This is a genomic window from Pantoea sp. SOD02 (genome assembly GCF_024707505.1).
Taxonomy (GTDB): Bacteria; Pseudomonadota; Gammaproteobacteria; order Enterobacterales; family Enterobacteriaceae; genus Pantoea; species Pantoea symbiotica.
The window spans coordinates 2829873-2856000 of record NZ_CP102604.1; the positions used below are offsets into that span (position 1 = coordinate 2829873).

Below are 26128 nucleotides of genomic sequence, written 5' to 3' on the forward strand. Positions count from 1 at the left end.
TTAATCGCCGTACACGTTGAAATCAAAGTACTTCTTGGCAATCTTGTCGTAAGTGCCGTCTTTGCGCATCTCATTAAAGGCTTTATCGATCGCCGCTTTCAGGTCTGCGTCATCTTTACGCAAGCCCATACCGGTACCCACGCCAAAGACTTTTTCATCTTTCACCGCTGGGCCCGCAAACGCATATTTAGCGCCAACAGGCTGCTTCAGGAAGCCTTCGCTCGCCTGCACTTCGTCCTGGAACGCGGCATCAATACGGCCAGCATTCAGATCCTGATACACCAGATCCTGGTTAGCGTAAGGCGTAACGGTGACACCTTTTGGCTGCCAGTACTCTTTTGCATAAGTTTCCTGGGTGGTGCCCTGCAGCAGACCGATGTTTTTGCCTTTCAGCGATTCAATGGTCGGTTGCAGCGTTGAGCCTTTTGGTGCCACTAAGCGCGCGTTCGCGGCGTACAGTTTTTCAGAGAAGTTGATCTCTTCCTGACGCTTTTCGGTGATTGAAAGAGAAGAGATGATGGCGTCGATCTTCTTCGCTTTCAGCGACGGGATCAGCGCATCGAAATCACTTTCCACATAAGTACATTTAGTCTTGATACGCTTACAAATTTCGTTCGCCAGATCGATATCAAAGCCAACCAGCTGACCTTGCGCGTTCTTGGATTCGAATGGCGGATAAGTCGGGTCAGTTCCGATGCGCAGCGACTGCGGTACAGCGGCGAAGACACTCGCGCTACTTACCATTGTCAGCATCAGAGAAAGAGCCAGAACTCGCTTTTTCATAGGTAACCCTCAAGTGAAGTGCTTATTGTTATGTGGTGCGTGATGTGTTGGTTTGCGCTGTAAGCTGTGCAGGTTTCATGCCAGTTATGCGAATTGGCTAAACGCTGCGCAAGCGCGCTAAATACTGCGCCGGTTAGCGGCGCAAGCACTTAGTTTGTGAGGGAAATATAACAGCGGTGTGAGGAAGAAAAAGCGACATTGTTAACTTTTGGTGCACAAGATGCACGAAGAGTGATCGCACACGCGAATTTGCACACGAGCAGTGCATTAATGCACCATTATGCGCCACTCCAGCGAGTGAAAAGATCTTCCGGCAGCTCAATATCGAATTGATCGAGCACGCGATTCACCGTTTGATCGACTAAATCGCCGATGGATTGCGGACGGTGATAGAACGCCGGCACCGGCGGCATAATCAGCGCACCCAACTCTGCTGCGGTGGTCATCATGCGCAGATGTCCCAGATGTAGCGGCGTTTCACGCACGCACAGCACCAGCTTACGCTGCTCTTTCAGTACCACGTCAGCGGCGCGGGTCAGCAGGCTGTCGCTGTAGCTGTGCACAATGCCCGACAGCGTTTTCATTGAGCACGGCGCAATCGCCATGCCGAGGGTTTTGTAGGATCCGGATGAAATGCTGGCAGCGATGTCGCGCACGTCATGCACCACATCGGCCATCGCTTGCACCTCGCGCAGGCTGAAATCGGTCTCCAGCGCCAGCGTTTGCCGCGCGGCGGGGCTGATCACCAAATGGGTTTCCACCTCCGCCAGCGGTTGCAGCACTTGCAACATGCGTACGCCGTAGATCGCGCCGCTGGCGCCGGAAATGCCAATGATCAGTCGTTTCATAATTCAGCCTTGCAGGTTCAGATTGCGGCAATGATAGCGGCTCGCTGAACAAAAATACAAAAACAAACAGGGCGGGATTGCGCCCGCCCTGCTTTTACTCTGCCACAACCTCCGGCTTAGCCTTCGTTGTGCAGCTCCAGCCCTTCCACTTCAGTCTGACGCGCAATGGCTTTGGAATCGTCATTACGCAGCGACTGCAGATACTCAAGGTACTGTTGATCGACGTCTTTGGTGACGTAGATACCGTTAAATACCGAGCACTCAAAGTTGGCGATATCCGGGTTCTCTTCACGAACCGCTTCGATCAGATCGTTGAGATCCTGGAAAATCAGCGCATCGGCTTTGATCAGCTGGCAAATCTCATCCACTTCGCGGCCGTGCGCAATCAGTTCGGTCGCACTTGGCATGTCGATGCCGTACACGTTCGGGAAACGAATTTCCGGTGCCGCCGAGGCGAGATACACTTTTTTCGCGCCCGCTTCACGTGCCATCTCAATGATTTGCTCAGACGTGGTGCCGCGTACGATGGAGTCATCCACCAGCAACACGTTCTTATCACGGAACTCAGCACGGTTGGCGTTCAGCTTACGGCGAACCGCGCTGCGACGCTGCTGCTGGCCTGGCATGATAAAGGTGCGGCCAACGTAGCGGTTCTTCACGAAGCCCTGACGATATGGCTTGTCGAGGATGCGCGCGATTTCCAGCGCGATATCGGTCGAAGTTTCCGGAATCGGAATCACCACATCGATATCCAGATCTTCCCACTCGCGGGCAATTTTGTTGCCCAGCTTGGTGCCCATGCGCACGCGCGCGCTGTACACCGAGATTTTGTCGAGGAACGAATCCGGGCGGGCAAAATAGACGTACTCGAACAAGCATGGATTGGTTTTCGGGTTCTCGGCGCACTGACGCGTCGAAAGCTGGCCCTGCTCGGTGATGTACACCGCTTCGCCAGGTGCTACATCACGAATGAACTCGAAGCCCAGCGTATCCAGCGCCACGCTTTCTGACGCCACCATGTATTCGGTGCGGCCCCCGGCGATAACGCGCTTGCCCAGCACCAGCGGACGAATACCGTTGGGATCGCGGAAGGCGACCATGCCGTGTCCGATAATCATTGAAACCACTGCGTAAGCGCCGCGCACCTGCTGATGCACCGCCGCCACCGCAGCAAAAATGTTGTCAGCTTCCAGCGGATAGTGCTGAAAACGGTCCAGCTCCTGCGCAAAGATATTCAGCAGGATTTCGGAATCTGAGGTGGTATTGACGTGACGGCGACCCGTTTCGAACAGCTGTTTACGCAATTCATGGGCGTTGGTCAGGTTGCCGTTATGCGCCAACGTGATGCCGTAAGGGGAGTTCACGTAGAAAGGCTGCGCTTCAGAGGCGCTGGAGCTGCCTGCTGTTGGGTAGCGCACATGGCCAATGCCGATGTTGCCCTGCAAACGCTGCATGTGACGCGCTTCGAACACATCGCTGACCAGGCCGTTAGCCTTACGCAAACGGAAGCAGTTAATAGCATCGATGGTACAAATGCCGGCGGCATCCTGCCCGCGGTGCTGAAGCACCGTTAACGCGTCATAGATTGACTGGTTTACTGGCATAAAACCGGTGATACCAACAATACCGCACATATTGTCTTTTCCTCATTAGCCGCACGCCCGATGGTGTCACCGGGGTAAAAAACTCGACGTACTTTTCAGGTAATCGAAAAACCACCTGATGATGTAACTGAATTCGGGGATAAGTTGCGACTGTTGCCAGTCCGGACTTTTCGAAAAGCCGGTGAATGTATCGAGGAAGAACAGCATAGCAGATACGATCAGCACGCCACGCAACGCCCCGAAACAGACACCCAACACCCTGTCGGTTCCCGACAAGCCAGTTTTTTCAACCAGCGAGCCGATGACATAGTTGACGATGGCACCCACAATCAGGGTAGCAACGAATAACACCCCGATGGCGATGCCGTTGCGCACCAGTTCGTCGCTAAAACCGGTAAACCAGACTGCAAGGTAGGCGTAATAATGACTGGCGACAAAAAACGCGCATCCCCAGGTAACGAGAGATAAGGCTTCCCGGACAAACCCACGAATCAGGCTGACCAGAGCCGAAAAACCAACTACCGCAATAATGACGTAATCAATCCAGATCATGAACTCTTCCAGCCCAGTGCTATCGCACCCCTGCATCCAGTTCGGGGCGCATTCTAACAGAAAAAGAAAACGTTTGCGTAGGGTTTTCCGGTTCTGTTTCCGCAAAAAGGGCGATGAAAAAAACTTTCCTCGCCCTGTGTATTATCAGGGATTTAATTCCCTGATATTCAATGATTTTATCGCCGCGCTTCGCTACGAAACTTTTGTAAAGCCGCGCCTTTTACTGTTATCGGCGCGGCTTATCAGCGCTTTATCTGGCGCTATACGGTTTCACCACACCACCGAGGCCGGAAATGCTTTGCAGCTCACTCAGCGAGCCTTGCAGCTTGGCTTTGTTCGCATCCGGACCAACATAAATACGGGTGATTTGTCCCTGCACCGGCGTCGACGGCACGGTGAAGGCGCGATAACCGGAGAGACGTAGCTGCGCGACAATCTCGCTTACTTTCGCCGCATTCTTCAGCGCTCCGAGCTGTACCACAAACGCCTGGCCGGCTGGCGCTGCAGGTTCACTCTGCTTCGGCGTTTCCACCGGTTTTGGCTGTTCCACCGGCTTCGGCTGCTCGACAGGTTTCGGCTTCGGTTGCTCAACCGGTTTTGGCTTCGGCTGTTCAACCGGCTTCGGTTTCGGCTGCTCGACCGGTTTTGGCTTCGGCTGTTCAACCGGTTTCGGCTGCACTTGCTGATGCACCGGCGGCGGCGTCACCACGCTTGGCTCGCTATTCTGCGTTGGCTGCTCGCTGCCGTTGGTGGCGGTCTTACCGCCGTTCTGATTTTGTGCCGCGCCCGCCCCTTCCGGCGGCTGCGCCGGTAAGGGTTGCGTCACCGGCGGCACCATTTCGCTATCCTGCTGATCGTCCGGTTTTGGCACCAGCGGAATGGCGGCGAACTCTTCTTTATAGTGCTTCTTCTTACCGTCCAGCAGGCCGGGCAATACGATGACACCAATCGCCACCAGAATGACCGTACCGACTAAGCGATTTTGGAACTTACTTGCCACTGCCGTTCTCCGCTGCCATCGATTCCATAACCTGCGCTACGGTGTGGAAAGAGCCACACACCAGAATCACATCTTCGGGACGCGCCTGCTGACGCGCCGCTTGCCAGGCCGCATCAACGTTGCTGTAGGCCACGCCGCCATCCAGATGAGCGAGGAGCTCATCGGCGGAGGCACCGCGCGGGCCGTCGAGCGGCGCGCAGTACCAGCGGTCAACCTGAGGCGCCAGCGCCGCCAAAGTCCCCGCGATATCTTTATCGTGCAACATACCGACCACCGCATGCACTTCACCGCTGTGCGGCTCTTCAGCCAGGCGTGAAGCCAGATAATAAGCGGCATGCGGATTGTGCGCCACATCGAGAATGACGCGCGGCGCTTCGCTGACGGTCTGGAAACGCCCCGGCAGAATCGCGAGCGGCAGATGCTGACGAATAATCGCTTCGCTCACCGTTAAACCCGACGCACGCAGCGCGGTCAGCGCGGTGGCGGCATTGGGTAACGGCACCTGCGGCAGCGGTAAATCGCGCAGCTCGCCGTGCGCATCCTGCAACATCCAGCTGGCGCCGGTTTGCTGCCACTGCCAGTCGCGATTGCGCTGCAGCAACACCGCGCCCTTCTCTGCCGCAACATCCGCGATGGTGCCCGGCATATCGGCTTCACCGACAATTGCCGGTTTACCTGCGCGGAACACGCCAGCTTTTTCCCGGCCGATACTTTCACGGTCCGGACCGAGCCAATCGGTGTGATCCAGCGCGATGCTGGTGATCACCGCCACATCGGCATCGACAATATTGGTGGCATCAAGACGTCCGCCCAGGCCGACTTCAAGGATCACCACGTCGAGATTCGCCGCGCGGAACAGATTGAAGGCCGACAAAGTGCCGAACTCAAAGTAGGTCAGTGAAATGTCACCACGTCCGGCTTCAATCGCGGCAAAACTGGCGCTGTGTTGCGCTTCATCCAGTTCAGCGCCCTGCACACGCACGCGTTCGGTGTAACGCACCAGATGTGGCGAGCTGTAAACGCCCACGCGATAGCCCGCAGCCATCAACAGCGTTTCCAGCGTGCGACAGGTGGTGCCTTTGCCGTTAGTACCGGCGACGGTGAAGACAAAAGGAGCGGGTTTGAGCAGGTCGAGGCGTGCTGCGACGCGTTGAATACGATCCAGACCCAGTTCAATGGCCTGCGAGTGCAGATGCTCAAGATAATGAAGCCACGTGGCCAAAGGCGACGTGGCTTGAGGAAGAGAATTATCCATGTGTCCCGTTAAAAATCAATACATTAAATAACTTAAGGTCGCGGGCCATATCGGATGCAACCTTAAGTATTCAATGTAGACGGTGCATTGGAGGAAAGGAACATTGCTGCGCCTTTCCGTTGCCTGTCAGGCTTCGTTGCTCTCCGGCTCAGCCACATTAGGCTGATCACCATCCAGCTGCGGCGCTGGCAGGTTCATCATTTTCGCCAGCAGGCTTGCCAGCTTAAAGCGCATTTCCGGACGACGGATGATCATGTCGATCGCGCCTTTCTCAATCAGGAACTCACTGCGCTGGAAGCCCGGCGGCAGTTTCTCACGCACGGTCTGCTCGATAACGCGTGGACCGGCAAAGCCGATCAGCGCTTTCGGTTCCGCCACGTTGAGATCGCCCAACATCGCGAAGCTGGCTGAAACGCCGCCCATGGTTGGGTCGGTCAGCACGGAGATGTACGGCAAGCCGCGCTCCTGCATTTTCGCCAGTGCAGCACTGGTTTTCGCCATCTGCATCAGCGACTGCAGCGCTTCCTGCATACGAGCACCGCCTGATGCGGAGAAGCAGATCAGTGGGCAGTTGTCTTCCAACGCCTGCTCAACGCCACGCACAAAGCGTGCGCCAACCACAGAACCCATTGAGCCGCCCATAAAGGAGAACTCAAAGGCCACAGCAACAATCGGCATGCCGTGCAGCGTGCCTTTCATCGCCACCAGCGCATCTTTCTCGCCGGTATCTTTCTGTGCGGCGACCAAACGGTCTTTATACTTCTTCGAGTCGCGGAACTTCAGCAGATCCTTCGGTTCCAGCTCGCTACCCAGCTCAACCAGCGAACCTTCATCCAGCATGCTATGCAGACGCTCACGGGCGTGCATGCGCATGTGATGGTCGCACTTCGGGCAGACCTCGAGGTTACGCTCCAGCTCGGCGCGGTACAGCACCTGTCCACAGCTATCGCACTTGGTCCACACCCCTTCCGGGATGCTGGCTTTGCGCGTTGGCGTGGCAGTGCTTTTATTCAGTATGCGTTCAATCCAGCTCATTGATGACCTTTCTATTTAATGCTGACCTGGTCCAGTCTTCTCATTGCTGCTGAAATCACCTTCAGCAGGCCGTAAATGTCGCTCATTAAACCACAACCCGTTCACGCTGTGGATAAAAATCTGGTTACGAGCTTACTGTGACTTCTGCTGACGGCGGTGACGCCACACTTCAATTACGCCTGGCAGTATGGAAACCACGATGATGCCAACGATCAGCAGCTTCAGGTTCTCCTGCACAATCGGCAGGTCGCCAAACAGGTAACCGGCGTAAGAGAACAGCAGCACCCACAGCAGTGCGCCCGTAACATTGTAGAGCGCGAAGTGGCGATAAGACATGTGTCCCATCCCTGCCACAAAGGGGGCAAAGGTTCGCACGATTGGTACAAAGCGCGCAAGTATAATGGTTTTGCCACCGTGGCGATCGTAGAACGCGTGGGTTTTATCCAGGTAACTGCGACGGAAAATTTTCGAGTTCGGGTTACTGAACAGCTTCTCACCGAACAGACGCCCAATAGTGTAGTTCACCGCATCACCGAGGATGGCGGCGATCACCAACAGCGTCACCATCAGATGCACGTTGAGATCGTTACCCGGCAGTGCCGCCAGCGCACCGGCAACAAAAAGCAGGGAATCACCAGGCAGGAACGGCGTGACCACCAAACCGGTTTCACAGAACAGAATCAGGAACAGAATGGCGTAAATCCAGATGCCGTACTGCGCCACCAGTTCGGCCAAATGCACATCAATATGCAGAATAAAATCGACCAGAAAGTGGATGAACTCCATATAACAACGACTCCCCGATACCCGTCATACTTCAAGCTGCAGCTGCGTTGGCTGCGTGCGCTCACCTCGGTCACTTACTGATGTAAGCTCCCGAGGATTCACTCACTTGCCGCCTTGCCGCAGCTCGAATTATTTAGGGTATACATATTAAAGTAATGGTTAATCCGCGAGGAACAAGGGTCCCAACGCAGGCTGAGGTAATGCAAAGTGGGATGGATAATCCACCGCCACCAGATAAAGCCCCTCGGCTTTGGCGGTCGCCGCCGCCAGCTTACGATCTTTGGCCGCCAGCAGCGTCGCCATCCACTCTTCCGGCTGATTACCGGTGCCGATTTCCATCAGGCTGCCAACAATGTTACGCACCATGTGATGCACAAAAGCATTGGCTTTGATATCCACCACCACATACGGCCCATGACGCGTGACGTTAAGATGCATCACATTGCGCCACGGCGTGCGTGACTGGCACTGCACCGCGCGGAATGAGGTGAAGTCATTCTCGCCAATCAGCGCCTGCCCGGCGCGCTGCATCTTCTCTGCATCCAGCGGATGGTAATAATGGGTAATGCCATTGCCCAGAATCGCCGGACGCAGCCGATGGTTGTAAATTACGTAGCGATAGCGGCGTGCCGTCGCGCTAAAACGGGCATGGAACTCCTCCGGCACCGCTTTCACCCAACGCACCGCGATATCATCGGGCAGATTGGCGTTCACGCCCAACGTCCAGGCCGCGTCAGCACGCGGCGAAGTGGTTTCGAAATGCACCACTTGTCCTGTGCCGTGCACGCCAGCATCGGTGCGGCCCGCGCAGAACACCACCACCGGATGATCCGCCACTTTCGACAGCGCCTTTTCCAGCTTTTCCTGCACGCTGCGCACTTCATTTTGCCGCTGCCAGCCGTAATAACGGCTGCCATCGTATTCAATACCCAACGCCAGCTTAAGCGTCTTACCTTCAGGCAACATTAATAGAAATACTCCTGCACCAGTTTTTCAGCAGTTTTTACCGCCATCAGTGCACCGCCGAAACGGATGTTGTCTGCCACAGACCAGAACTGCAGCAGCTCTGGGATGCCGTAATCATTGCGCACGCAGCCAATGCTCAGCACGTCGCTGCCAGATGCATCGCCCACCTGCGTTGGGTAATCGCTCTCTTCGCTCAGGTTGATATCCCCGGAGCGGCCCAGTTCATCTCGCGCTTCTTCTGCAGAAAGCGGGCGCAGATTCTCCACGTGCACGATCTGCGCATTGCCGTAGAACACCGGTGCCTGCACGCTGCTTACCGCGATCGGCAAACCTTCGTCTTGCAGCACTTTACGCACCTGCTCAACCACGCGACGCTCACTCTCGACGCTGCCATTGCTGTCAGCCAGCAGCGGCAAAATGTTGAACGCCAGTTGGCGGCCAAAGTAGTGCTGCTCCGCAGGTACGCCGTTCAGCAAACGCGCACTTTCACCGGCCAGGCCATCAACCGCCGCTTTGCCGTGACTGGAAGCCGCAATCAGGTTGGTAACCTGCAAACGGCTCAGACCGGCGAGATTCACCAGCGGTTTGATTGCGCACAGCAGCTGGCTCACCAGGCTGTCGGCAACTGTAATGATGTTGCGATTGCGGTAATCCGCCAGCACTTGTGGATTCACATCTGGCACCACCAGCGGCACGTCCGGTTCGAGCGCGAACAGGTCGCTGCTATCGATCACCAGACAACCCTGGCTGGCGGCTTCTTCGGCATAGCGCGCCGAGGCTTCACGACCTGCAGTGAAGAACGCCAGCTGCACTTGTGTCCAGTCAAATTCGGCCACGTCCTGCACCAGCACGGTACGTCCCTCAAAACGTTTGTTCTCACCGGCACCGTTTTCACTCGCCAGTAGATACAACTCACCAACCGGGAACTGGCGTTCAGCCAGCAGTTCCAGTACAGCGTTCCCTACTGCGCCTGTTGCGCCCAAAAGCGCGATATTCCAGCCGTCAGACATGTTGGTTACTCCAGAGATTGACACAAAAACAGAAGGCGATGAAAACATCGCCCGAGATTTAGGAATTATCCCCCGCAATATTGCAGGTGATTGAAATTTCTTTACAAACTGGCGCGGAAGCCAAGTTGATTGAGCATCGCCGCCGTCTCCGCATCATCGCAATGCACCTGCAGCGATGACCATTCACGACGCTCTTCATATTGCTTGCGCAGGCGATCAAACTCGCCTGGCTTTGCCGCCACTTTACGCAGTGGCGCATCGTCGCGGCGCACATCATACACCAGATGCACTAAGCGTTTTAGCGTTGGCTGATCGAGCTTGCCGCGCAGGGTGATAGAACCAAATTCCGGTGCGGGCAGCAGGCTTTCCAGCGCCACCTGCTGCGGCTGGCCGATAAAGTCGCACCAGGCTTCAAACACTTGCGTGGTGCCACGCGCTTTACCTTCCAGCGTGTAGCCGGCGATATGTGCGGTGGCGATATCAACTTTATCCAGCAGCTCGAGCGACAGATCCGGTTCTGGCTCCCACACATCCAGCACCACGCTGAGATCGTGGCGCATTTTCAGCACTTCCAGCAGCGCTGCGTTATCCACCACCGGACCGCGGCAAGCGTTGATCAAAATGGTGTTGGGTTTAAGCGCCATCAGCAGCGCCGCATCGGCCAGATGCCAGCTTTTATAAGGGCCATCTTTAAACAGCGGCGTGTGGAAAGTCAGGATGTCGGCCTGTGCCACCAGATCATCCAGCGAATGGAAGGTTTCCTGATCGCCACGATCGGCGCGTGGCGGATCGCACAGCAGCGTTTTCACGCCCCAGGCTTGCAGACGCTTCTGCAGGCGGCCTCCGACATTACCCACGCCAACAATGCCCACTGTGCGATCGCGCAGTTCAAAACCAGCGCGCTCCGCCAGCAGCAGCAGCGAGGAGAAAACATATTCCACCACCGCAATGGCGTTACAGCCTGGCGCCGCAGAGAAGCTAATGCCGGCCGTTGCCAGCGATGCATCATCAATATGATCGGTGCCCGCCGTCGCGGTGCCGACAAACTTCACCGGCGTACCGGCCAGCAGCGCCGCATTCACTTTGGTGACGGAACGCACCATCAGGCCATCGGCATCTTGCAACTCGGCTTCCGGCAACGGACGTCCCGGCACCGCCACAACATCGCCGGTGCGGCTGAACAGTTCACGGGCATAAGGCATATTTTCATCGACGAGAATTTTCACTGCGGCGGTCCTGTCTGCAAAAATTTAAGGCGCGTATTTTGCCATAAAGCCGGGGATTAACCTAACCGACTGCGATAGCGATCGGGCGTGGTACCGGCCTGTTGCTGGAACATCACAATCAGCGCCGAGGCGGAGCTGTAACCCAGCTCATGGGCGATGCCCTGCACGCTGCAGCCCTGCTCCAGCAGCGCGATAGCGCGCAGAAAGCGTAAACGTTGCCGCCACTCGCTGAACGACATATTCAACTGCTGCTGACAGCGTCGCGCTAGCGTACGCTCGGTGGTGAACACGCGCTTCGCCCATTGTGCCAGCGTGGTGTTATCGCCGGGATGCGCTTCGAGCGCGCGCAGAATCGGCGCGAGGAATTTGTCATCTGACATCGGTAAATAGCTGTTGTGCACCGGCGCCAGACGCAGGCGATCAATCAACACTTCGCACATGTGCCAGTCGGCTTGCGTCTGCGGCTGCTCCAGTTCACGGCGGGCAAAATCATTCATGATGGCGTGCCCAATGGCATCGACATGCAATAAGCAGGCTTTATCCGGCAGGCCCGCGCAGAGATCGGCGGCAAGATTAAAGGTGCGAAAACGCGCATCGTTGTGGTTGTAGCTGCTGTGACGATGGCCGGCCGGGATCCAGATCGGAATATCGGCGGGCGTCAGCAGACGTTCGCCCTCCACTTCCATCTCCAGTACGTGGCTGGTGACAAAAATCACCTGGCCCCAATCATGCGCATGCGTGAGGTATTCGGTTTTGGCGTTGACCTCGTCGTAACGCATAAAGAAGCGCAGCAAGGGCGCATCAATCGGCGGCTGGTATTCGACTTGAAGATTCATTCTGTCCGGTCACTAACAAATATTGTCCGATTTTAACTATCTACTTTAAACCGGTCAAACGTAAACTATTCGCGATTATCTGAGGAGCTGTATCATGAATTTACTGTTTCCGCTGATCGCGGTGCTGATCTGGTCGATCAACACTATCGTCAGCAAACTCTCGGCGGGAAGTATCGATCCTGCGGCGATCTCCTTCTATCGCTGGCTGCTGGCGCTGGTGGTGCTGGCACCGTTTTGCCTGCCGGGCGTGTGGCGCCATCGTCACACCATCAAAGCCAACGGCTGGCGATTGCTGATCCTCGGTCTGCTCGGCATGGTGCTGTATCAAAGCCTCGCTTATTACGCAGCGCACAGCGTTTCTGCGGTGATGATGGGGATTCTCGGCGCGACCATTCCGCTGCTGACCATTCTGCTCAGCCTGGTGGTGCTGCGCCTTGCACCGACGCGCGGCATTTTGATTGGCGGCTTGCTGTCGTTCGCCGGTTTGGTGTGGCTGGTGAGCGAAGGCAATCCGGCACAGTTGCTGAATCAACGGCTTGGCAATGGTGAATTGATGATGCTGGCAGCGTCCACTTCCTACGCCTTGTACGGCGTGCTGACCAAACGCTGGGCGATTCCGCTGCCAACCTGGCAAAGCCTGTATGTGCAGATTTTCTTTGGCGTGCTGCTGTTGCTGCCTGGCTTCCTGCATGCGCCGGATGTCACGCTCAATATGCACAATCTGCCGCTGGTGCTGTATGCCGGACTGTTTGCGTCGATCATCGCACCGTTCCTGTGGATCCTTGGCGTGCAGCGTCTGGGTGCCAGCACCACCAGCATTTTTATGAATTTCGTACCGGCGTTTACTGCCATTATTGCCGTGATGTTCCTGCATGAGCAGCTACACGCCTATCACTGGATTGGCGGCGGCATGACGTTAGTTGGCGTTATTCTGGCGCAACGTCTGAAAACCCCGCTGCGTAAGCCACGTAGCGCGACCCTTGCCGATCCTGCTGCCTGATTTTATTATCCGGAAAGGCCGCAGCCCCCGTGGATTTCCTGGGGGCTTTTGCTATCATGTGGCCTCTTTTTTCCGGCGCACCCGGATCTGACCCGTTTTCAAGGATTCCGCCATGCAACCTCTCAGCGGTCCCGGTGTGCCCGCGGGCGATCGTTCCCCTTTATCTCAGGCCACTGGCCCGACGCGTCCTGGCGGTCCAGCCGGTGAGCAGCCGCTCTCTCCTGCCCAGCGCACCACGCTGGAACGCCTAATCGTGCGCATTATGTCTTTGAGTACGCTGAAAGCGCCGGAGCTCTGGGCTGGCGTGCGGCATGAAGTCGGGGTGAAGAGTGAAGCGGAGCTGCAATCGCGCCACTTCCCGGCGGCGGAACAGCATCTCAATGGTCGCTTGACGCAAGTGCAAAACAGCCTCGCTACGCGCCAGCTGTTGCAGCAACTGCTGGAAAAATTGCCGCAGGGAAATAATCGCCAGGCGGTGAGCGAATTTATTCGTCAGCAGTTTAACCAAACGGTGTTGAGCGCGTTGTCGCAGGATCAGCTGCGTCAGGTGCTGACCATGTTGCAAAACGGCCAGATGGCGATCCCGCAGCCGCAGCAAACGCGCGTGTCCGATCGCAGCTTGCTGCCGGCAGAACAGCAATCACTGAATCAGCAGGTTACGCGTCTTGCAGCGAAAACCGGTGAATCGCCGGTGAAATTGCTGGCCGATACGCTGAAGCTGGTGCATCTGAAAAGTGGCGATCCGATTCCATCACGCCACTTCCCACTGCTGACGCAATATTTGCAGGTGCGTCAGACGCTGGCTCAGCACAGTGCGCCGACTTTGCAGATGCTGGAAACCTCGCTGCGCCAGCCGTTAACCCACGATGAGCAGCGACTGCTGGAAGATTACAGCCAGCAACGTTTCCAGGCGCTGCCGACCACCGTGCTGACGCCAGCGCAGACGCAGGATCTGCTGAATCTGCTGTTTAGCCGCCGCGCCGAGAAACTGCATGAGCAGCCGCTGGCCGATAGCCAAATTCGTCCGCAGCCAATCTGGTCGCCGTTTATCCAGATGCTGCCGCAGCCGCTGGCCCAGCGCCCGGCACTCACGCTGATTGCCGGTATCTTCTTGTTCATCTTCCTGCTGTGGCTGTTTATCTAGCAGCCGCAGTTGGCAGCGGGCGTGGCGTGCGGCCATTCACCCGCTGCCGCGCCCCACGCCATTGGATGGCCATCGCGCTTCCAGAAATCCAGCCCGCCAATTAACTCCTTGACCTGAAAACCCAGCGACGCCAGCTTGAGCGCAGCTTTGGTTGAACCGTTACAACCGATGCCGTCGCAATAGGTGATGTAAACTTTGCTGCGATCAAGATGCGCAGTGGATTCCGCATTCATGGTGCGATGCGGAAACGAAAGTGCACCGCAAATATGGCCAGCCTGATACACCTCGTCAGAACGCGCATCAATCACCACGATTTCCGTGATGCCCTGCGCCAGATCCTCCGCTAAATCCCACGCATCGGTGTAGTACGCCAGTTTATGTTGCAGATACGCCACGCTTTCACTGGCGCTGGCTGGAGCAATTTTTAAGACCGCTGACATCGCATTCTCCTGTTATGATTTTCAGCTAGTTTACGGCAAAGTGGTCTGCATATTGATACCACTTCCAGCATAGTGATAAGACCATTGTGACCACTTCATTTCTCGCGCTGTTTAGCCATCAAACTCAGGGCGGTTTGCGTGAGCGATTGTGCAATACCTTGCGTCAGGCCATCGCCAACGGGCATCTGCGGCATGAGCAGAAGTTGCCGTCCAGCCGCCAGTTAGCCAGCGATTTATCGCTGTCGCGCGTCACGGTGGAGGCAGCTTACGCGCAGTTAGAGAGCGAAGGTTATCTGCAGCGTCACGCTGGGCGAGGAACTTTTGTTTCGATTCGCATGGCATCGCCCATGCAGAAACCTCGCATCGAGCGATCACCGCACTTTTCCCAGCGCGGCCAGCAGGTTTTGGCAACCGGCGGCTGTCAGGATCCGCCCTTTCCTCACGCCTTTGCCGCCGGTTCGCCCGAGTTACGCGCTTTCCCGCACGCGCAGTGGCGTCGCATCAGCAATCAGGTTCAGCGCTCGATGGGCAGCAAAGTGATGGGTTACGGCGATCCGCTTGGATTGCCCTCGCTGCGGCAAGCGGTGGCGGATTATCTGGCGCTGTCGCGCGGCGTACGCTGCACGGCGGAGCAAGTGGTGATCCTCACCAGCTCGCAGCAGGCGCTACAGTTGCTGGCGCTGATGTTCCTCGATGCGGGTGACGAAGTGTGGCTGGAAGAGCCGGGTTATCCCGGCGCGCGTAATGCGTTTCTTGCCGCCGGAGCGCGCTGTCGCGCGATGCCGCTGGATGCTGAAGGTGCAATGCCGCTGAGCGGCAGCGCGAAATTGGTCTATCTGACACCGGCGCATCACTATCCCACCGGCACAGCCATGAGCCTGGCGCGGCGCTTGCAGTGGCTGGCGTGGGCGCAACAGCAGGATAGCTGGCTGATAGAGGACGATTACGACAGCGAATTTCACTACGACGATCGCCCCGCTCCGGCACTGCAAGGGTTAGCAGCGGATGGTCGGGTAATTTGCCTTGGTACCTTTTCCAAAACGCTGTTCCCATCGCTGCGACTGGCGTGGATGGTGGTGCCGCCACAACTGGTGGAGCCGTTGGGCCGCGCGCGCAGCGTGATGGATGGTCACAGCGCGTTGCTGCCGCAGGCGATTTGCGCAGAGTTTCTGCAGCAAGGCCATTTCGCCAGCCATTTGCGCCTGATGCGCCAACTCTATCGCAGCCGACGTGACTGCTTGCTGGCGCAAATTGAAACGCGCCTACAACCGTGGCTCCAACCGCTGCCAGCGGCGGGCGGCTTACAGTTGACGGTACAGCTGTTGCAAGGAGATGAAGCGCGACTCACGCAACAAGCCAGCGAAGTCGGATTGCTGCTGCCGCGCCTGTCGCCGCTTTATGCCGGTGAAGTGCAGCAAGCGGGCTGGCTACTGGGCTTTGCAGCGCTGACGCCCGGTGAGATTGTCAGCGCCTGCGATAAGCTGGTTACGCTGTTGTCGCACTCCGCGCAAACGTCCAGGTGACCAGAATGCCCAGCGCCGCACAACAGGCACCCGCGGCATAGACCGAGCCGTAACCCAACGCCGTCGCCAGCAAGCCGGTCAACGGGCCGCTGGCACCGTAGGCGATATCCTGAAACGCCGAGAAACCGCCGAGCGCGGTGCCGCGAATCTGTGGCGATACGCGCTTAATCACTTCGACGCCCAGCGCCGGGAAGATCAGCGAGCAGCCGCAGCCGGTCAGGGCCGCGCCAATCAGCGCCATCCAGCCAGAACTGGCGAACGCCAGCAGCAGCAGACCGGCGGTTTCCACCAGCAAAGAGACCATCGCCACTTTTACGCCGCCGTGTCGATCCGGCAAGCCGCCAAAGAACACGCGCACCAGCACAAACGCACAGCCAAAAGCGGTCAGCGCGAAACCGGCATTGCCCCAATTTTCTGCAGCAAAATAGAGTGACGTAAAGGTGCCGATTACCGCAAAGCCGGTGCCCTGCAGCGCCAGCGCCAATCCCGGCTGAAAGATAATCTTCACTACGCTGAACAGCGATGGCCGCTCGCCACCGGCGACCGGCACTTTACCAATCCAGCTGTTGATCCCCAGCGCCAACAACGGCAGAACCAGCGCGACAGCGCCCAACGCAGCAAAGCCGCCGTACTGATTGATCAGCAAGCCGAGCGGTGCGCCAGCCGCCAGCGATCCGTAAATCGCCATGCCATTCCACGACATCACTAATCCGGAACGTTTGCTACCCACCAATCCCATGCCCCATGTCAGATTGCCGGTCAGCAGCAGGCTTTCGCCGAATCCTAACAGCAAGCGCCCTATCGCCAGCAAACCAAACTTCGTCCACGGAGAAACCGGTAACAACGCCGCCGCCAGATACGCAACGCCCACCAGCGCGATGGCCAGCATGCCGTGCTGGGTGGTGAGTTTTGCACCGTGCTGATCGGCACGACGTCCGGCAAAGCTGCGCGTTAACAACGTGGCAAAGAACTGAATCCCCACCGCCACGCCAACCATCAGGTTGCTCATGCCGAGTTCATGATGGACATATAGCGGGATCACCGGCAGCGCGAGGCCAGCGGTCAGATAAGTGAGGAACACCGCAAATGAGGTGCAGGCCAGCGGCATAACGGATTGCGTCTGCGCGTCAGCAGTCGTGGTCATGATGGGTCAAACTCCTTGTACTAACCAGACACGCGCTTGCTGCCAAAACAGAAACGGGATATTTGGTTCACGTTAGTGTGAAGTGATAATTTTATTTCGGATGGAGTGAGAGTTTAGGCAAGCAGGAGGTGGATTGTCAAAAACAACAAAGGCCGGATAACCGGCCCTTGTGATATTGCTGGCATAATTAGGTCGCCATGAATGGCGACCCTACGGGATTATGCTGGCAACTTACGCATGGTAAGAGTTGCGTTAGTTCCGCCAAAACCAAAGCTGTTCGACATCACGGTGGTCAGCGCTTTTTCAGTTGGCTTGGTCACGATGTTCAGACCTTTACCCGCTTCATCCAGCTCTTCCACGTTGATGCTTGGTGCGATGAAACCGTGCTCCAGCATCAGCAAGGTGTAGATCGCTTCCTGCACGCCCGCCGCACCCAGTGAGTGACCGGTCATAGCTTTGGTGGCAGACAGTGATGGGCAGTTATCGCCGAACACTTCACGAATAGCACCCAGCTCTTTCACATCACCAACTGGCGTAGAAGTGCCGTGGGTGTTGAGGTAATCGATTGGGGTATCGAGACCTTGCATCGCCATCTTCATGCAGCGCACTGCGCCTTCGCCTGAAGGAGCAACCATATCTGCGCCATCAGAGGTTGCGCCGTAGCCAACGATCTCAGCGTAGATGTGTGCACCACGTGCCAGAGCGTGTTCCAGCTCTTCAACCACCACCATACCGCCGCCGCCAGCGATGACGAAGCCGTCACGGTTGGCATCGTAAGTACGTGAGGCTTTTTCTGGGGTTTCGTTGTACTTGGTCGACAGTGCGCCCATCGCATCGAACTCACAGGCCATTTCCCAGCTCAGCTCTTCGCCGCCGCCAGCAAAAACGATGTCCTGTTTGCCCAGTTGAATCTGCTCAACCGCGTTACCGATGCAGTGTGCAGAAGTGGCACAGGCTGAACTGATTGAGTAGTTCACGCCGTGAATTTTGAACGGGGTTGCCAGGCAAGCAGACACGCCTGAACCCATCGCTTTGGTCACCACATAAGGACCGACCGCTTTCAGGCCGCGTGGGCTACGCATCGCGTCAGCTCCAAACACCTGATAACGCGGAGAACCGCCGCCAGAACCAGCAATCAAACCGACACGTGGATTCTGCTGATACTGCTCTTCAGTCAGGCCAGAATCTTTGATCGCTTCGGCCATGGAAAGGTAAGCATAAATAGAGGCATCACTCATAAAACGCACGATTTTGCGATCGATGAGCCCGTTGGTATCCAGTTTGACGTTGCCCCATACGTGGCTGCGCATACCGGCATCTCTCATCTCTTCAGAGAAAGTAATACCGGAACGGCCTTCACGCAGAGAAGCCAGCACTTCTTGCTGGTTATTACCAATGCTGGAAACAATACCCAGGCCAGTAATCACTGCACGTTTCATTCAATAATCCTCGTTCCACATATTTGGATGACGTGCACTCTAGCGTACAGTTGTAAGCCGAACAAGTCCGATCAGCCATTTCCCTTTGTAAATTTGCGTCATGTGACGTCTATCGCTAAACTCGCGCCACTGCCTCAAATATGAGCCTTTCCCCGTGAAATTAACCCCGGTTGAACACGCCCAAATAAACTGGAATGAACAGGGTACACCTGTGTCCCGAGCGTTCGGCGACGTCTATTTCTCCAACGATAATGGACTGGAGGAAACGCGCTACGTGTTCCTCGATGGCAACCACATTCCACACCGTTTTGCCGCACATGCGCGCGATTTATTTATTGTCGCTGAGAGCGGTTTTGGGACTGGTCTGAACTTTCTCACCCTGTGGCAAGCCTTCGATCGCTTCCGTAATGAGCAACCCAACGCCACTTTGCAGCGTCTGCACTTTATCAGCTGCGAGAAATTTCCGCTGACGCACGCCGATCTTGCTGCCGCACATGCCCATTGGCCGGAGCTGCTGCCGTGGGCCGAACAGCTGCAACAGCAGTGGCCGCAGGCGTTGCCGGGCTGTCAGCGCCTGCTGTTTAACGGCGGCGAAGTCACGCTGGATCTCTGGCTTGGTGATATTAACGCGCTAATTCACACCTTTGATGACAGTCTCAATCGTCAGGTGGATGCATGGTTCCTTGATGGCTTCGCGCCAGCGAAAAATCCGGAGATGTGGACGCCAGAGCTGTTCTCCGCGATGGCGCGCCTCGCCCGTCCGGGCGGCACGTTGGCGACCTTCACCGCATCGGGGTTTGTACGGCGCGGGCTGCAGGACGCCGGTTTCAGCATGCAGAAGCGCAAAGGCTTTGGTCACAAGCGTGAAATGCTGGTCGGCGTAATGGAACAGGCTGCAGAATTGCCGCACAGCCAGCCGTGGTATGCGCGCCCGCCGGCCAGCAGCCAGGATGTGGCGCTGATAGGCGGCGGCGTCGCCAGTGCAGTATTGGCGCTGGCACTGTTGCGACGCGGTTGGCGCGTGACGCTCTATTGCGCCGATGACGCGCCCGCGCTGGGCGCATCCGGCAATCGTCAGGGCGCGCTCTATCCGCTGCTGAACCAGCACGATCCCGCGCTGGCCACCTTCTTCCCGGCGGCTTTTGGTTTTGCCCGACGTCTGTACGATCGGCTGCCAGTGGAGTTTGAACATGACTGGAGCGGCGTGTTGCAGCTGGGCTGGGATAGCAAAAGCGCGGAGAAAATCGCGCAGATGCTCAATATGGAACTGCCGCATGACATCGCGTACGGCGTTAATAAAGAAGAAGCGCAACAGCTGGCAGGCGTCGAACTCGGCGTCGGCGGGATTTTCTATCCGCAAGGCGGCTGGCTGTCGCCTTCTCAGCTAACCAGCAATTTGCTGGAATACGCGCAATCGCTGGGATTACGCCTTCACTGGCTGCATCGCGTCACGCAGTTAACGCACGATGAAGATCACTGGACGTTGCACTTTAGCCAGCAGCCACCAGTGCAGCATCCCCAAGTGGTACTGGCAAATGGTCACGCGTTGCTGGAACTCGAGCAAAGCAAAATGCTGCCGGTCTACGCGGTGGCGGGACAGGTGAGCCACGCGCCGACCAATCCGTCATTAGGCGCGCTGCGCACCGTGCTGTGCTACGACGGCTATCTCACGCCGGTCAGCCCGAACTTTGCCACCCATTGCATCGGCGCTAGCTATCATCGCGGCGAAACCGCGACGGATTTCCGCGCCGACGATCAGCAGGAGAATCGCCAGCGGCTGATCAACTGTTTGCCGGAAAGCCAATGGCCGCAGCAAGTTGATGTGTCAAATAACCAGGCGCGCAACGGCGTGCGCTGTGCCACGCGCGATCATCTGCCGATGAGCGGCAGCGTGCCAGATTATGACGCCACCCTGGCGCAGTATGCCGACTTGCCGGAACAGCGTGCGCGCGCTGCAAATGTGTCCGATGCGCCGGTACATAACGGTTTGTTTGTGTTGGGAGCACTAGGTTCGCGTGGCTTGTGCAGCGCACCGCTGGCGGCTGAAGTGCTGGCAGCGCAGATGAGCGGCGAACCGCAGCCGCTGGATGCTGCCACGCTGGCGGCGATGAATCCAAATCGCTACTGGGTACGAAAACTGCTGAAGGGTAAAAAAGCGGGTCGATAATCTGCGGGGCGAGCGATCGCCCCGAGACGTTAAGCGGTTTGACGTGCCTGCAGGAACAGATTGTCCCACATGCCGGTGACCAGCGCCTGATCGCGTGGCGACAGTTCACCGGCAGCAATGGCTTTTTGCAGGCTGTTGGTAACGTGAGTTTGCAGCGCTTCCGGCGTGTGTTCACCGCTCAGCTCAATCTCCGCCACTGCCAGGGTCAGATGACCACGCAGATAGCCGCCCGCAAACAACTCGTCATCGCTGGCGTGATCGACCATATCGTCAATCAGGGCCAGAATTCGGGTTTCAAATTCTACGATCATCTCTTCCTCTCTTCTTATAACCTTCGCGGATTACAGATCTTCCGGCCAGGGGAATTGTGCCGCCGTCAGTGCCGGCGTGCCGTAATAATTCGTCAGTGCATCAATGAAACGGGCCGGTCGCAGCGGAATGCCCTGCTCCAGATACGTCATCACTTGCGCATGAACCTTACGCTGAAACGCGATGCGATCTGGCTCACAATCGCCTTCGAGATTGTCACAACTGACGTTGAAGGGAAAGCCCGCCGCCACGCAGAACAACCACTCCAGCGCCTGCGGTTTCACCTCAACCGATTCGAACTGGCTCTGCGTTTGCGCATCGCGTCCGTCCGGGCAATACCAATAACCAAAATCTACCAGCTTGCGGCGCGCTTCACCGGCAATGCACCAGTGGGAAATTTCATGTAGTCCGCTGGCGTAATAACCGTGCGCGAACACCACGCGATTCCACGGTGAGGTTTCATCCGCTGGAAGATAAATAGGTTCGTCGTCGCCTTTAATTAGACGGGTCTGAAAATCGTCAACGAAGCAGCCATCAAAGATGGCAATCAGCTGATCGTAATGGTGTGTTGTACTCATAATTTTTAATCTTTAAAAAAAACCGGCGCCATTGTCGCATTGGCAGCCGGTCTTGACGAGTGTTGGATTACAGCGTGGCCAGCCAGGCCATCAATTCTCCGCCGTGACTGTCCCATAACAATTTGGCGCTCATTACCGCAGAAACGATCACCACCATGGGGCGAATCAGTTTCTGACCGCGGCTCAATACCAGTCTGGCGCCGAGGCGCGCGCCGATAACGGCGCCGAGCAGCATAATCGCGCCGGTGCCCCACACCACTTTGCCGCCGAACATAAAGAACAGCAGACTGCCAAAATTCGAGGTGAAATTTAGGATTTTGGCGTGGGCGGTGGCTTTCGCCAGATTGAAGCCGCACAGCGTAACGAAGGCCAGCGCGTAGAACGAGCCGGCGCCGGGACCAAAAAAGCCGTCGTAGAAACCGACACAGCCGCCGCCCACCAGCGCATAAGGCAAACCGTGCAGACGACGTTCGCGATCTGCTTCACCCAAACGCGGCATCAGCAGGAACCACAAACCGATACAGATCAGCAGCAGCGGCAAGATTTGGCGCAGCACATCTGCTTGTAGGTGCTGAATCAGAATGGTGCCGGCAATCGCGCCAAGAAAGGTCATGGCGATATTCAGCCACTGCTCGTTCAGCTTCACCGCGCCGCGACGAATGAAATAGAGGCTGGCTGAGAATGAACCACCGACCGATTGCAACTTATTGGTGGCTAACGCCTGCGCTGGAGAGAGTCCGGCCGCCAGCAATGACGGCACGGTAAGCAATCCACCACCGCCCGCGATCGAGTCGATAAACGCCGCCAGCATTGCCACGAAAAACAGCACACCAACGACTAGCGGGCTAACAACGAACCAATCCATTGAAATACCTACAGAAGATGCTTATCGAGTAAAGCCTGACAAGACGGCGGTAGTGGCGGCGGCGTTTTCTTCACCGGCGGCGTGCTGCCTGGTTTTTTCGGCAGGAACCAGCTATCCAGCTCAGCGCCACAGCCATCGCCTGCTGGTTGAGGAGCCTGATCTTCACACTCCAGACTGCCCGCCGGGCAACGCAAACGCACATGCATGTGCGCGCGATGGGCAAACCACGGACGTACTTTATTCAGCCACGCACGATCGCTACCAGCATCGGCACAAAGCTGCCGTTTAATGGCTGGATTGACGAAGATACGCGTGACTTCGTCGTCTTTCGCTGCCAGTTTAATCAGGCTATCAATTTGTGGTTGCCAGTGACGTGAAATCACCTGCTTATCATCGGCAGAAACCAAATCGAGCGGCTGCGGCTTGAGCAATTGCTGCGCCGTCCAGCGGGTTTTCGGCAGTTGCAGCCAGATATCAACATCCAGACCGGTTTGATGGCTGGCGTGGCCGCTGCTAAAACGACCGCCCGCCGCCATGCCCATATCGCCAATCAGCACTTGTCCCAGCTGAAGCTGATGAACCTGGGTGCTGAGACGCTGAATAAAGGCGATCAAATCGGGATGGCCGTAATAACGACGCTGATCCTGACGCATCACCTGATAATTGGGTGAATTGAGCGGCAGCTGTTGCGCACCAACAATACAGCCGTTGGCGAAACCGCCAATCGACTGCGGGCTGCCGGCGATCGGCTGATGAATTTGCTGCCACGGCGTGGCGGCAACTGCGGCGGCACTGCATAACAGCGCGGCACAGGTGATGAGCAGACGGCGCATCATCGGGCTTACCAGCGCGGCACGCTGCTGTTGACGTCACCGTTTTGCGCGCGCTGGCGCAGCAGGTGATCCATCAACACAATCGCCATCATCGCTTCGGCAATTGGCACCGCACGAATACCAACACACGGATCGTGACGACCTTTGGTGATCATCTCAACTTCTTCGCCGTCGCGGGTGATGGTGTTGCCCGGCACGGTAATGCTTGAGGTCGGTTTCATCGCCAGATTGGCGCTGATGGTTTGGCCGCTGCTGATGCCACCCAAAATGCCACCCGCATGGTTGCTCTGGAAACCGTTGGCACGAATTTCATCGCGATGCTGGCTGCCACGCTGGTTGATGACTGCGAAACCGTCGCCAATCTCCACGCCTTTCACCGCGTTGATGCTCATCAGCGCATGCGCCAAATCCGCATCCAGACGATCAAATACCGGCTCGCCCAAGCCCGGCGGCACGTTTTCTGCCAGCACGGTGACTTTAGCACCGATGGAGTCGCCCTCTTTCTTCAGGCCGCGCATCAGTTCATCCAGCGCTTCCAGCTTGGAGGCATCCGGGCAGAAGAATGGGTTCTCTTCCACGATGCTCCAGTCTTTCAGCTCGCAAGCCACATCGCCAATCTGCGCCAGATAGCCGCGCACCACGATGCCATGCTTCATCTGCAAATACTTCTTCGCAATCGCACCTGCCGCTACGCGCATCGCGGTTTCACGCGCCGAAGAGCGTCCGCCGCCACGATAGTCGCGCAGGCCGTATTTCTGCTCGTAGGTATAATCGGCATGGCCAGGACGGAACAGATCTTTGATTGCGCCGTAATCCTGTGAACGCTGGTCGGTGTTCTCAATCAGCAGACCGATTGAAGTCCCCGTCGTCACGCCCTCAAACACGCCGGACAAAATTTTCACCTGATCCGGCTCGCGGCGCTGTGTGGTGTAGCGCGACGTGCCAGGACGACGACGATCGAGATCGTGCTGAATGTCGGCTTCCGTCAGCGGAATGCCGGGCGGCACACCGTCAACGATGCAGCCCAGCGCAATACCATGCGACTCGCCAAAAGTGGTTACGCGAAAAACTTGTCCGATGCTGTTTCCGGCCATGCTGGTTCCTTGTTGCGATGTTGCGGGCGAGCGCTCGCCCTCTTATTTAGTCTTTGTAGAATGAGAAGTGATGCTGTGCCGCGACGATTTGCTCGCGCGTCAGCATAAACACGCCGTCACCGCCGTTATCAAACTCCAGCCAGGTAAACGGCACGTCTGGATACTGATCGATCATGTGCACCATGCTGTTACCCACTTCGCAAATCAGCACGCCTTGTTCGGTAAGGTAATCCGGCGCACAGGCCAGAATACGGCGTACCAGTTTCAGGCCGTCGCTGCCCGCCGCCAGACCGAGTTCCGGCTCGTGGCGATATTCGTTCGGCAGATCGTCCATATCTTCCGCATCCACGTAAGGTGGATTGGTGACGATCAGATCGTATTTCACTGGCGGCAAGTTGCGGAACAGATCGGCGCGGATGGGCGTGACGTGGTTCAGCAGGCCGTGCTCTTCGATGTTCTGCTCGGCAACCGCCAGCGCATCGGTGGAGATATCCACCGCATCCACTTCCGCTTCCGGGAAGGCGTAAGCGCAGGCAATGGCGATGCAGCCGCTGCCGGTACACATATCGAGAATGTGATTAGGCGAATCGCTGATCAAACCGGCAAAACGGTTCTCAATCAGTTCACCAATCGGTGAACGCGGCACTAATACGCGCTCATCAACGTAAAATTCATGGCCGCAGAACCAGGCTTTGTTGGTGAGATACGCCACCGGAATACGCTCGTTGACGCGGCGAATCACGCGCTCAACAATGCGATGACGCTCGCTGGCGGTCAGGCGCGCATTGCGCATATCTTCTGGAATATCCAGCGGCAGCCACAGCGTGGGCAGAACCAGTTGGACTGCTTCGTCCCAGGGATTATCCGTGCCGTGGCCGTACCAAATGCCTGCCGCCGAAAAACGGCTGACAGCCCAGCGCAGCATGTCCTGAATGGTGTGCAGTTCATTCACTGCCTCATCGACGAATATCTTGTCCACGTAGCCCTCCGCAGGCCATAAAATCAATCGGCCGATAGTGTGCCACGAAGCCGGGCAGAATTCAGCGCAGCGAGGTGAAAAAGCTGACATTTGTTAACGCTAACGGTTAAGGTATGCGCCTCAATGTTTATCAGCCTTTTCTGACCCCAGCACAGAGCCATGAGTAAAAAAACGCCGCTAAGCCAGGACGATCAGCAAATGTTCCGCCAGTTAATGACCGGAACGCGCAAGCTGAAACAGGACACCATCGTGCACAAACCGGTGGTGAAAACGCGCCAACTGCCGTTAAAGCGCCTGATATCAGAGCAAGCCGATAATAGTCATTATTTCTCTGACGAGTTTCAGCCGCTGCTTTCCAGCGAAGGTCCGGTACGCTACGTGCGCGCCGATGTCAGCCATTACGAGCAGAAAAAGTTGCGTCGTGGCGATTACACGCCGGAAATTTTTCTCGATCTGCATGGCTTAACGCAGATGCAGGCCAAGCAAGAGCTCGGCGCGCTGATCGCTGCCTGTCGCCGTGAGCATCTGTTCTGCGCCAGCGTCATGACCGGGCACGGTAAACACATCCTCAAGCAGCAAACACCGCTGTGGCTGGCACAACATCCGCATGTGATGGCGTTTCATCAGGCACCGAAAATGTTCGGCGGCGACGCCGCGCTGCTGGTGCTGATAGAAGTAGAAGAGTGGCAGCCGCCTGAATTGCCGTGATGGC

26 protein-coding genes are annotated in these 26128 nt (G+C 56.9%); 5 read left to right on the forward strand and 21 right to left on the reverse strand.

Going from position 1 to position 26128, the window contains the following annotated elements; all coding sequences use genetic code 11:
• From argT to NR302_RS13175, 12 genes are all read right to left on the reverse strand, one after another.
• Complete coding sequence (gene argT / locus NR302_RS13120) at positions 1-783, reverse strand: lysine/arginine/ornithine ABC transporter substrate-binding protein ArgT (protein ID WP_008105195.1); 783 nt, start codon at positions 781-783, stop codon at positions 1-3.
• 278 nt (positions 784-1061) lie between these two features.
• Positions 1062-1631, reverse strand: a complete 570-nt coding sequence (locus NR302_RS13125; RefSeq protein WP_061717852.1) for a UbiX family flavin prenyltransferase — start codon at positions 1629-1631, stop codon at positions 1062-1064.
• A gap of 116 nt (positions 1632-1747) precedes the next feature.
• Positions 1748-3265 (reverse strand): amidophosphoribosyltransferase, encoded by a 1518-nt coding sequence (purF, locus tag NR302_RS13130; RefSeq protein WP_258143674.1) that lies wholly within the window; start codon positions 3263-3265, stop codon positions 1748-1750.
• A 36-nt stretch (positions 3266-3301) separates the two neighbouring features.
• Positions 3302-3787, reverse strand: a complete 486-nt coding sequence (gene cvpA / locus NR302_RS13135) for a colicin V production protein (RefSeq protein ID WP_258143675.1) — start codon at positions 3785-3787, stop codon at positions 3302-3304.
• Positions 3788-4037: 250 nt separating this feature from the next.
• Positions 4038-4787, reverse strand: a complete 750-nt coding sequence (dedD, locus tag NR302_RS13140) for a cell division protein DedD (RefSeq protein ID WP_008105201.1) — start codon at positions 4785-4787, stop codon at positions 4038-4040.
• The gene (folC, locus tag NR302_RS13145) at positions 4777-6042 is read right to left on the reverse strand and encodes a bifunctional tetrahydrofolate synthase/dihydrofolate synthase (protein ID WP_258143676.1); all 1266 of its coding nucleotides are present in this window, start codon (positions 6040-6042) and stop codon (positions 4777-4779) included. Before folC ends, dedD begins: the two co-directional genes overlap by 11 nt.
• A gap of 126 nt (positions 6043-6168) precedes the next feature.
• The gene (gene accD / locus NR302_RS13150) at positions 6169-7077 is read right to left on the reverse strand and encodes an acetyl-CoA carboxylase, carboxyltransferase subunit beta (RefSeq protein ID WP_008105205.1); all 909 of its coding nucleotides are present in this window, start codon (positions 7075-7077) and stop codon (positions 6169-6171) included.
• A 132-nt stretch (positions 7078-7209) separates the two neighbouring features.
• Positions 7210-7863, reverse strand: coding sequence for a DedA family protein (locus tag NR302_RS13155; protein ID WP_008105206.1), 654 nt, complete (start codon positions 7861-7863; stop codon positions 7210-7212).
• A 159-nt stretch (positions 7864-8022) separates the two neighbouring features.
• A complete protein-coding gene (gene truA, locus NR302_RS13160; protein WP_091003723.1) occupies positions 8023-8829 on the reverse strand; it encodes a tRNA pseudouridine(38-40) synthase TruA in 807 nt (268 codons plus the stop codon).
• Positions 8829-9839, reverse strand: coding sequence for an aspartate-semialdehyde dehydrogenase (locus tag NR302_RS13165; protein WP_258143677.1), 1011 nt, complete (start codon positions 9837-9839; stop codon positions 8829-8831). Before NR302_RS13165 ends, truA begins: the two co-directional genes overlap by 1 nt.
• Before the next feature lie 101 nt (positions 9840-9940).
• Positions 9941-11065, reverse strand: a complete 1125-nt coding sequence (pdxB, locus tag NR302_RS13170; protein ID WP_258143678.1) for a 4-phosphoerythronate dehydrogenase PdxB — start codon at positions 11063-11065, stop codon at positions 9941-9943.
• A gap of 56 nt (positions 11066-11121) precedes the next feature.
• Entirely contained in the window at positions 11122-11901 is a 780-nt protein-coding gene (locus tag NR302_RS13175) for a helix-turn-helix domain-containing protein (RefSeq protein ID WP_258143679.1), read from the reverse strand.
• 94 nt (positions 11902-11995) lie between these two features.
• On the opposite strand from NR302_RS13175, the gene NR302_RS13180 reads away from it, so the two are divergent.
• Positions 11996-12901, forward strand: coding sequence for a DMT family transporter (locus tag NR302_RS13180; RefSeq protein WP_154155812.1), 906 nt, complete (start codon positions 11996-11998; stop codon positions 12899-12901).
• Between the two features lie 112 nt (positions 12902-13013).
• A complete protein-coding gene (gene flk / locus NR302_RS13185; protein ID WP_008101238.1) occupies positions 13014-14045 on the forward strand; it encodes a flagella biosynthesis regulator Flk in 1032 nt (343 codons plus the stop codon).
• On the opposite strand, the gene NR302_RS13190 is transcribed toward flk, so the two are convergent.
• The gene (locus tag NR302_RS13190) at positions 14042-14485 is read right to left on the reverse strand and encodes a rhodanese-like domain-containing protein (protein WP_258143680.1); all 444 of its coding nucleotides are present in this window, start codon (positions 14483-14485) and stop codon (positions 14042-14044) included. The genes flk and NR302_RS13190 overlap by 4 nt on opposite strands.
• Positions 14486-14571: 86 nt before the next feature.
• Here NR302_RS13190 and NR302_RS13195 point away from each other — a divergent pair, with 86 nt between their 5' ends.
• The gene (locus NR302_RS13195; RefSeq protein WP_258143681.1) at positions 14572-16008 is read left to right on the forward strand and encodes a PLP-dependent aminotransferase family protein; all 1437 of its coding nucleotides are present in this window, start codon (positions 14572-14574) and stop codon (positions 16006-16008) included.
• Here NR302_RS13195 and NR302_RS13200 read toward each other — a convergent pair.
• Both NR302_RS13200 and fabB read right to left on the reverse strand, forming a co-directional pair.
• Complete coding sequence (locus NR302_RS13200; RefSeq protein ID WP_258143682.1) at positions 15971-17152, reverse strand: MFS transporter; 1182 nt, start codon at positions 17150-17152, stop codon at positions 15971-15973. The genes NR302_RS13195 and NR302_RS13200 overlap by 38 nt on opposite strands.
• A 218-nt stretch (positions 17153-17370) precedes the next feature.
• A complete protein-coding gene (gene fabB / locus NR302_RS13205) occupies positions 17371-18591 on the reverse strand; it encodes a beta-ketoacyl-ACP synthase I (RefSeq protein ID WP_008101249.1) in 1221 nt (406 codons plus the stop codon).
• 154 nt (positions 18592-18745) lie between these two features.
• On the opposite strand from fabB, the gene mnmC reads away from it, so the two are divergent.
• On the forward strand, positions 18746-20758 hold the full coding sequence (mnmC, locus tag NR302_RS13210) for a bifunctional tRNA (5-methylaminomethyl-2-thiouridine)(34)-methyltransferase MnmD/FAD-dependent 5-carboxymethylaminomethyl-2-thiouridine(34) oxidoreductase MnmC (RefSeq protein ID WP_258143683.1): 2013 nt from the start codon (positions 18746-18748) through the stop codon (positions 20756-20758).
• A gap of 29 nt (positions 20759-20787) precedes the next feature.
• Here the strand turns inward: mnmC and NR302_RS13215 are convergent, their stop codons facing one another.
• The 6 genes from NR302_RS13215 to prmB all read right to left on the reverse strand — a co-directional run bounded on the left by NR302_RS13215 (position 20788) and on the right by prmB (position 25416).
• Positions 20788-21069, reverse strand: a complete 282-nt coding sequence (locus NR302_RS13215) for a YfcL family protein (protein WP_008101252.1) — start codon at positions 21067-21069, stop codon at positions 20788-20790.
• Positions 21070-21099: 30 nt separating this feature from the next.
• Positions 21100-21645: an elongation factor P hydroxylase gene (locus NR302_RS13220; protein WP_008101253.1), complete on the reverse strand. Its 546-nt coding sequence runs from the start codon at positions 21643-21645 to the stop codon at positions 21100-21102.
• A 67-nt stretch (positions 21646-21712) separates the two neighbouring features.
• Entirely contained in the window at positions 21713-22510 is a 798-nt protein-coding gene (locus tag NR302_RS13225; protein WP_008101255.1) for a sulfite exporter TauE/SafE family protein, read from the reverse strand.
• Between the two features lie 8 nt (positions 22511-22518).
• The gene (gene mepA, locus NR302_RS13230) at positions 22519-23343 is read right to left on the reverse strand and encodes a penicillin-insensitive murein endopeptidase (RefSeq protein ID WP_258145195.1); all 825 of its coding nucleotides are present in this window, start codon (positions 23341-23343) and stop codon (positions 22519-22521) included.
• Positions 23344-23351: 8 nt separating this feature from the next.
• On the reverse strand, positions 23352-24437 hold the full coding sequence (gene aroC, locus NR302_RS13235; protein WP_008101259.1) for a chorismate synthase: 1086 nt from the start codon (positions 24435-24437) through the stop codon (positions 23352-23354).
• Positions 24438-24483: 46 nt separating this feature from the next.
• A complete protein-coding gene (gene prmB / locus NR302_RS13240; protein WP_008101261.1) occupies positions 24484-25416 on the reverse strand; it encodes a 50S ribosomal protein L3 N(5)-glutamine methyltransferase in 933 nt (310 codons plus the stop codon).
• A gap of 159 nt (positions 25417-25575) precedes the next feature.
• On the opposite strand from prmB, the gene smrB reads away from it, so the two are divergent.
• Positions 25576-26124 (forward strand): endonuclease SmrB, encoded by a 549-nt coding sequence (gene smrB / locus NR302_RS13245; RefSeq protein ID WP_061717868.1) that lies wholly within the window; start codon positions 25576-25578, stop codon positions 26122-26124.
• Positions 26125-26128 lie beyond the last annotated feature (4 nt).

What these genes read in the sequence shown, in the direction of transcription:
- argT (WP_008105195.1), bottom strand. Translation starts at nt 783, where the DNA reads ATGAAAAAGCGAGTTCTGGCTCTTTCTCTGATGCTGACAATGGTAAGT.
- NR302_RS13125 (WP_061717852.1), bottom strand. Translation starts at nt 1,631, where the DNA reads ATGAAACGACTGATCATTGGCATTTCCGGCGCCAGCGGCGCGATCTAC.
- purF (WP_258143674.1), bottom strand. Translation starts at nt 3,265, where the DNA reads ATGTGCGGTATTGTTGGTATCACCGGTTTTATGCCAGTAAACCAGTCA.
- cvpA (WP_258143675.1), bottom strand. Translation starts at nt 3,787, where the DNA reads ATGATCTGGATTGATTACGTCATTATTGCGGTAGTTGGTTTTTCGGCT.
- folC (WP_258143676.1), bottom strand. Translation starts at nt 6,042, where the DNA reads ATGGATAATTCTCTTCCTCAAGCCACGTCGCCTTTGGCCACGTGGCTT.
- accD (WP_008105205.1), bottom strand. Translation starts at nt 7,077, where the DNA reads ATGAGCTGGATTGAACGCATACTGAATAAAAGCACTGCCACGCCAACG.
- NR302_RS13155 (WP_008105206.1), bottom strand. Translation starts at nt 7,863, where the DNA reads ATGGAGTTCATCCACTTTCTGGTCGATTTTATTCTGCATATTGATGTG.
- truA (WP_091003723.1), bottom strand. Translation starts at nt 8,829, where the DNA reads ATGTTGCCTGAAGGTAAGACGCTTAAGCTGGCGTTGGGTATTGAATAC.
- NR302_RS13165 (WP_258143677.1), bottom strand. Translation starts at nt 9,839, where the DNA reads ATGTCTGACGGCTGGAATATCGCGCTTTTGGGCGCAACAGGCGCAGTA.
- NR302_RS13175 (WP_258143679.1), bottom strand. Translation starts at nt 11,901, where the DNA reads ATGAATCTTCAAGTCGAATACCAGCCGCCGATTGATGCGCCCTTGCTG.
- NR302_RS13180 (WP_154155812.1), top strand. Translation starts at nt 11,996, where the DNA reads ATGAATTTACTGTTTCCGCTGATCGCGGTGCTGATCTGGTCGATCAAC.
- flk (WP_008101238.1), top strand. Translation starts at nt 13,014, where the DNA reads ATGCAACCTCTCAGCGGTCCCGGTGTGCCCGCGGGCGATCGTTCCCCT.
- NR302_RS13190 (WP_258143680.1), bottom strand. Translation starts at nt 14,485, where the DNA reads ATGTCAGCGGTCTTAAAAATTGCTCCAGCCAGCGCCAGTGAAAGCGTG.
- NR302_RS13200 (WP_258143682.1), bottom strand. Translation starts at nt 17,152, where the DNA reads ATGACCACGACTGCTGACGCGCAGACGCAATCCGTTATGCCGCTGGCC.
- fabB (WP_008101249.1), bottom strand. Translation starts at nt 18,591, where the DNA reads ATGAAACGTGCAGTGATTACTGGCCTGGGTATTGTTTCCAGCATTGGT.
- NR302_RS13215 (WP_008101252.1), bottom strand. Translation starts at nt 21,069, where the DNA reads ATGATCGTAGAATTTGAAACCCGAATTCTGGCCCTGATTGACGATATG.
- NR302_RS13220 (WP_008101253.1), bottom strand. Translation starts at nt 21,645, where the DNA reads ATGAGTACAACACACCATTACGATCAGCTGATTGCCATCTTTGATGGC.
- NR302_RS13225 (WP_008101255.1), bottom strand. Translation starts at nt 22,510, where the DNA reads ATGGATTGGTTCGTTGTTAGCCCGCTAGTCGTTGGTGTGCTGTTTTTC.
- mepA (WP_258145195.1), bottom strand. Translation starts at nt 23,343, where the DNA reads ATGCGCCGTCTGCTCATCACCTGTGCCGCGCTGTTATGCAGTGCCGCC.
- aroC (WP_008101259.1), bottom strand. Translation starts at nt 24,437, where the DNA reads ATGGCCGGAAACAGCATCGGACAAGTTTTTCGCGTAACCACTTTTGGC.
- smrB (WP_061717868.1), top strand. Translation starts at nt 25,576, where the DNA reads ATGAGTAAAAAAACGCCGCTAAGCCAGGACGATCAGCAAATGTTCCGC.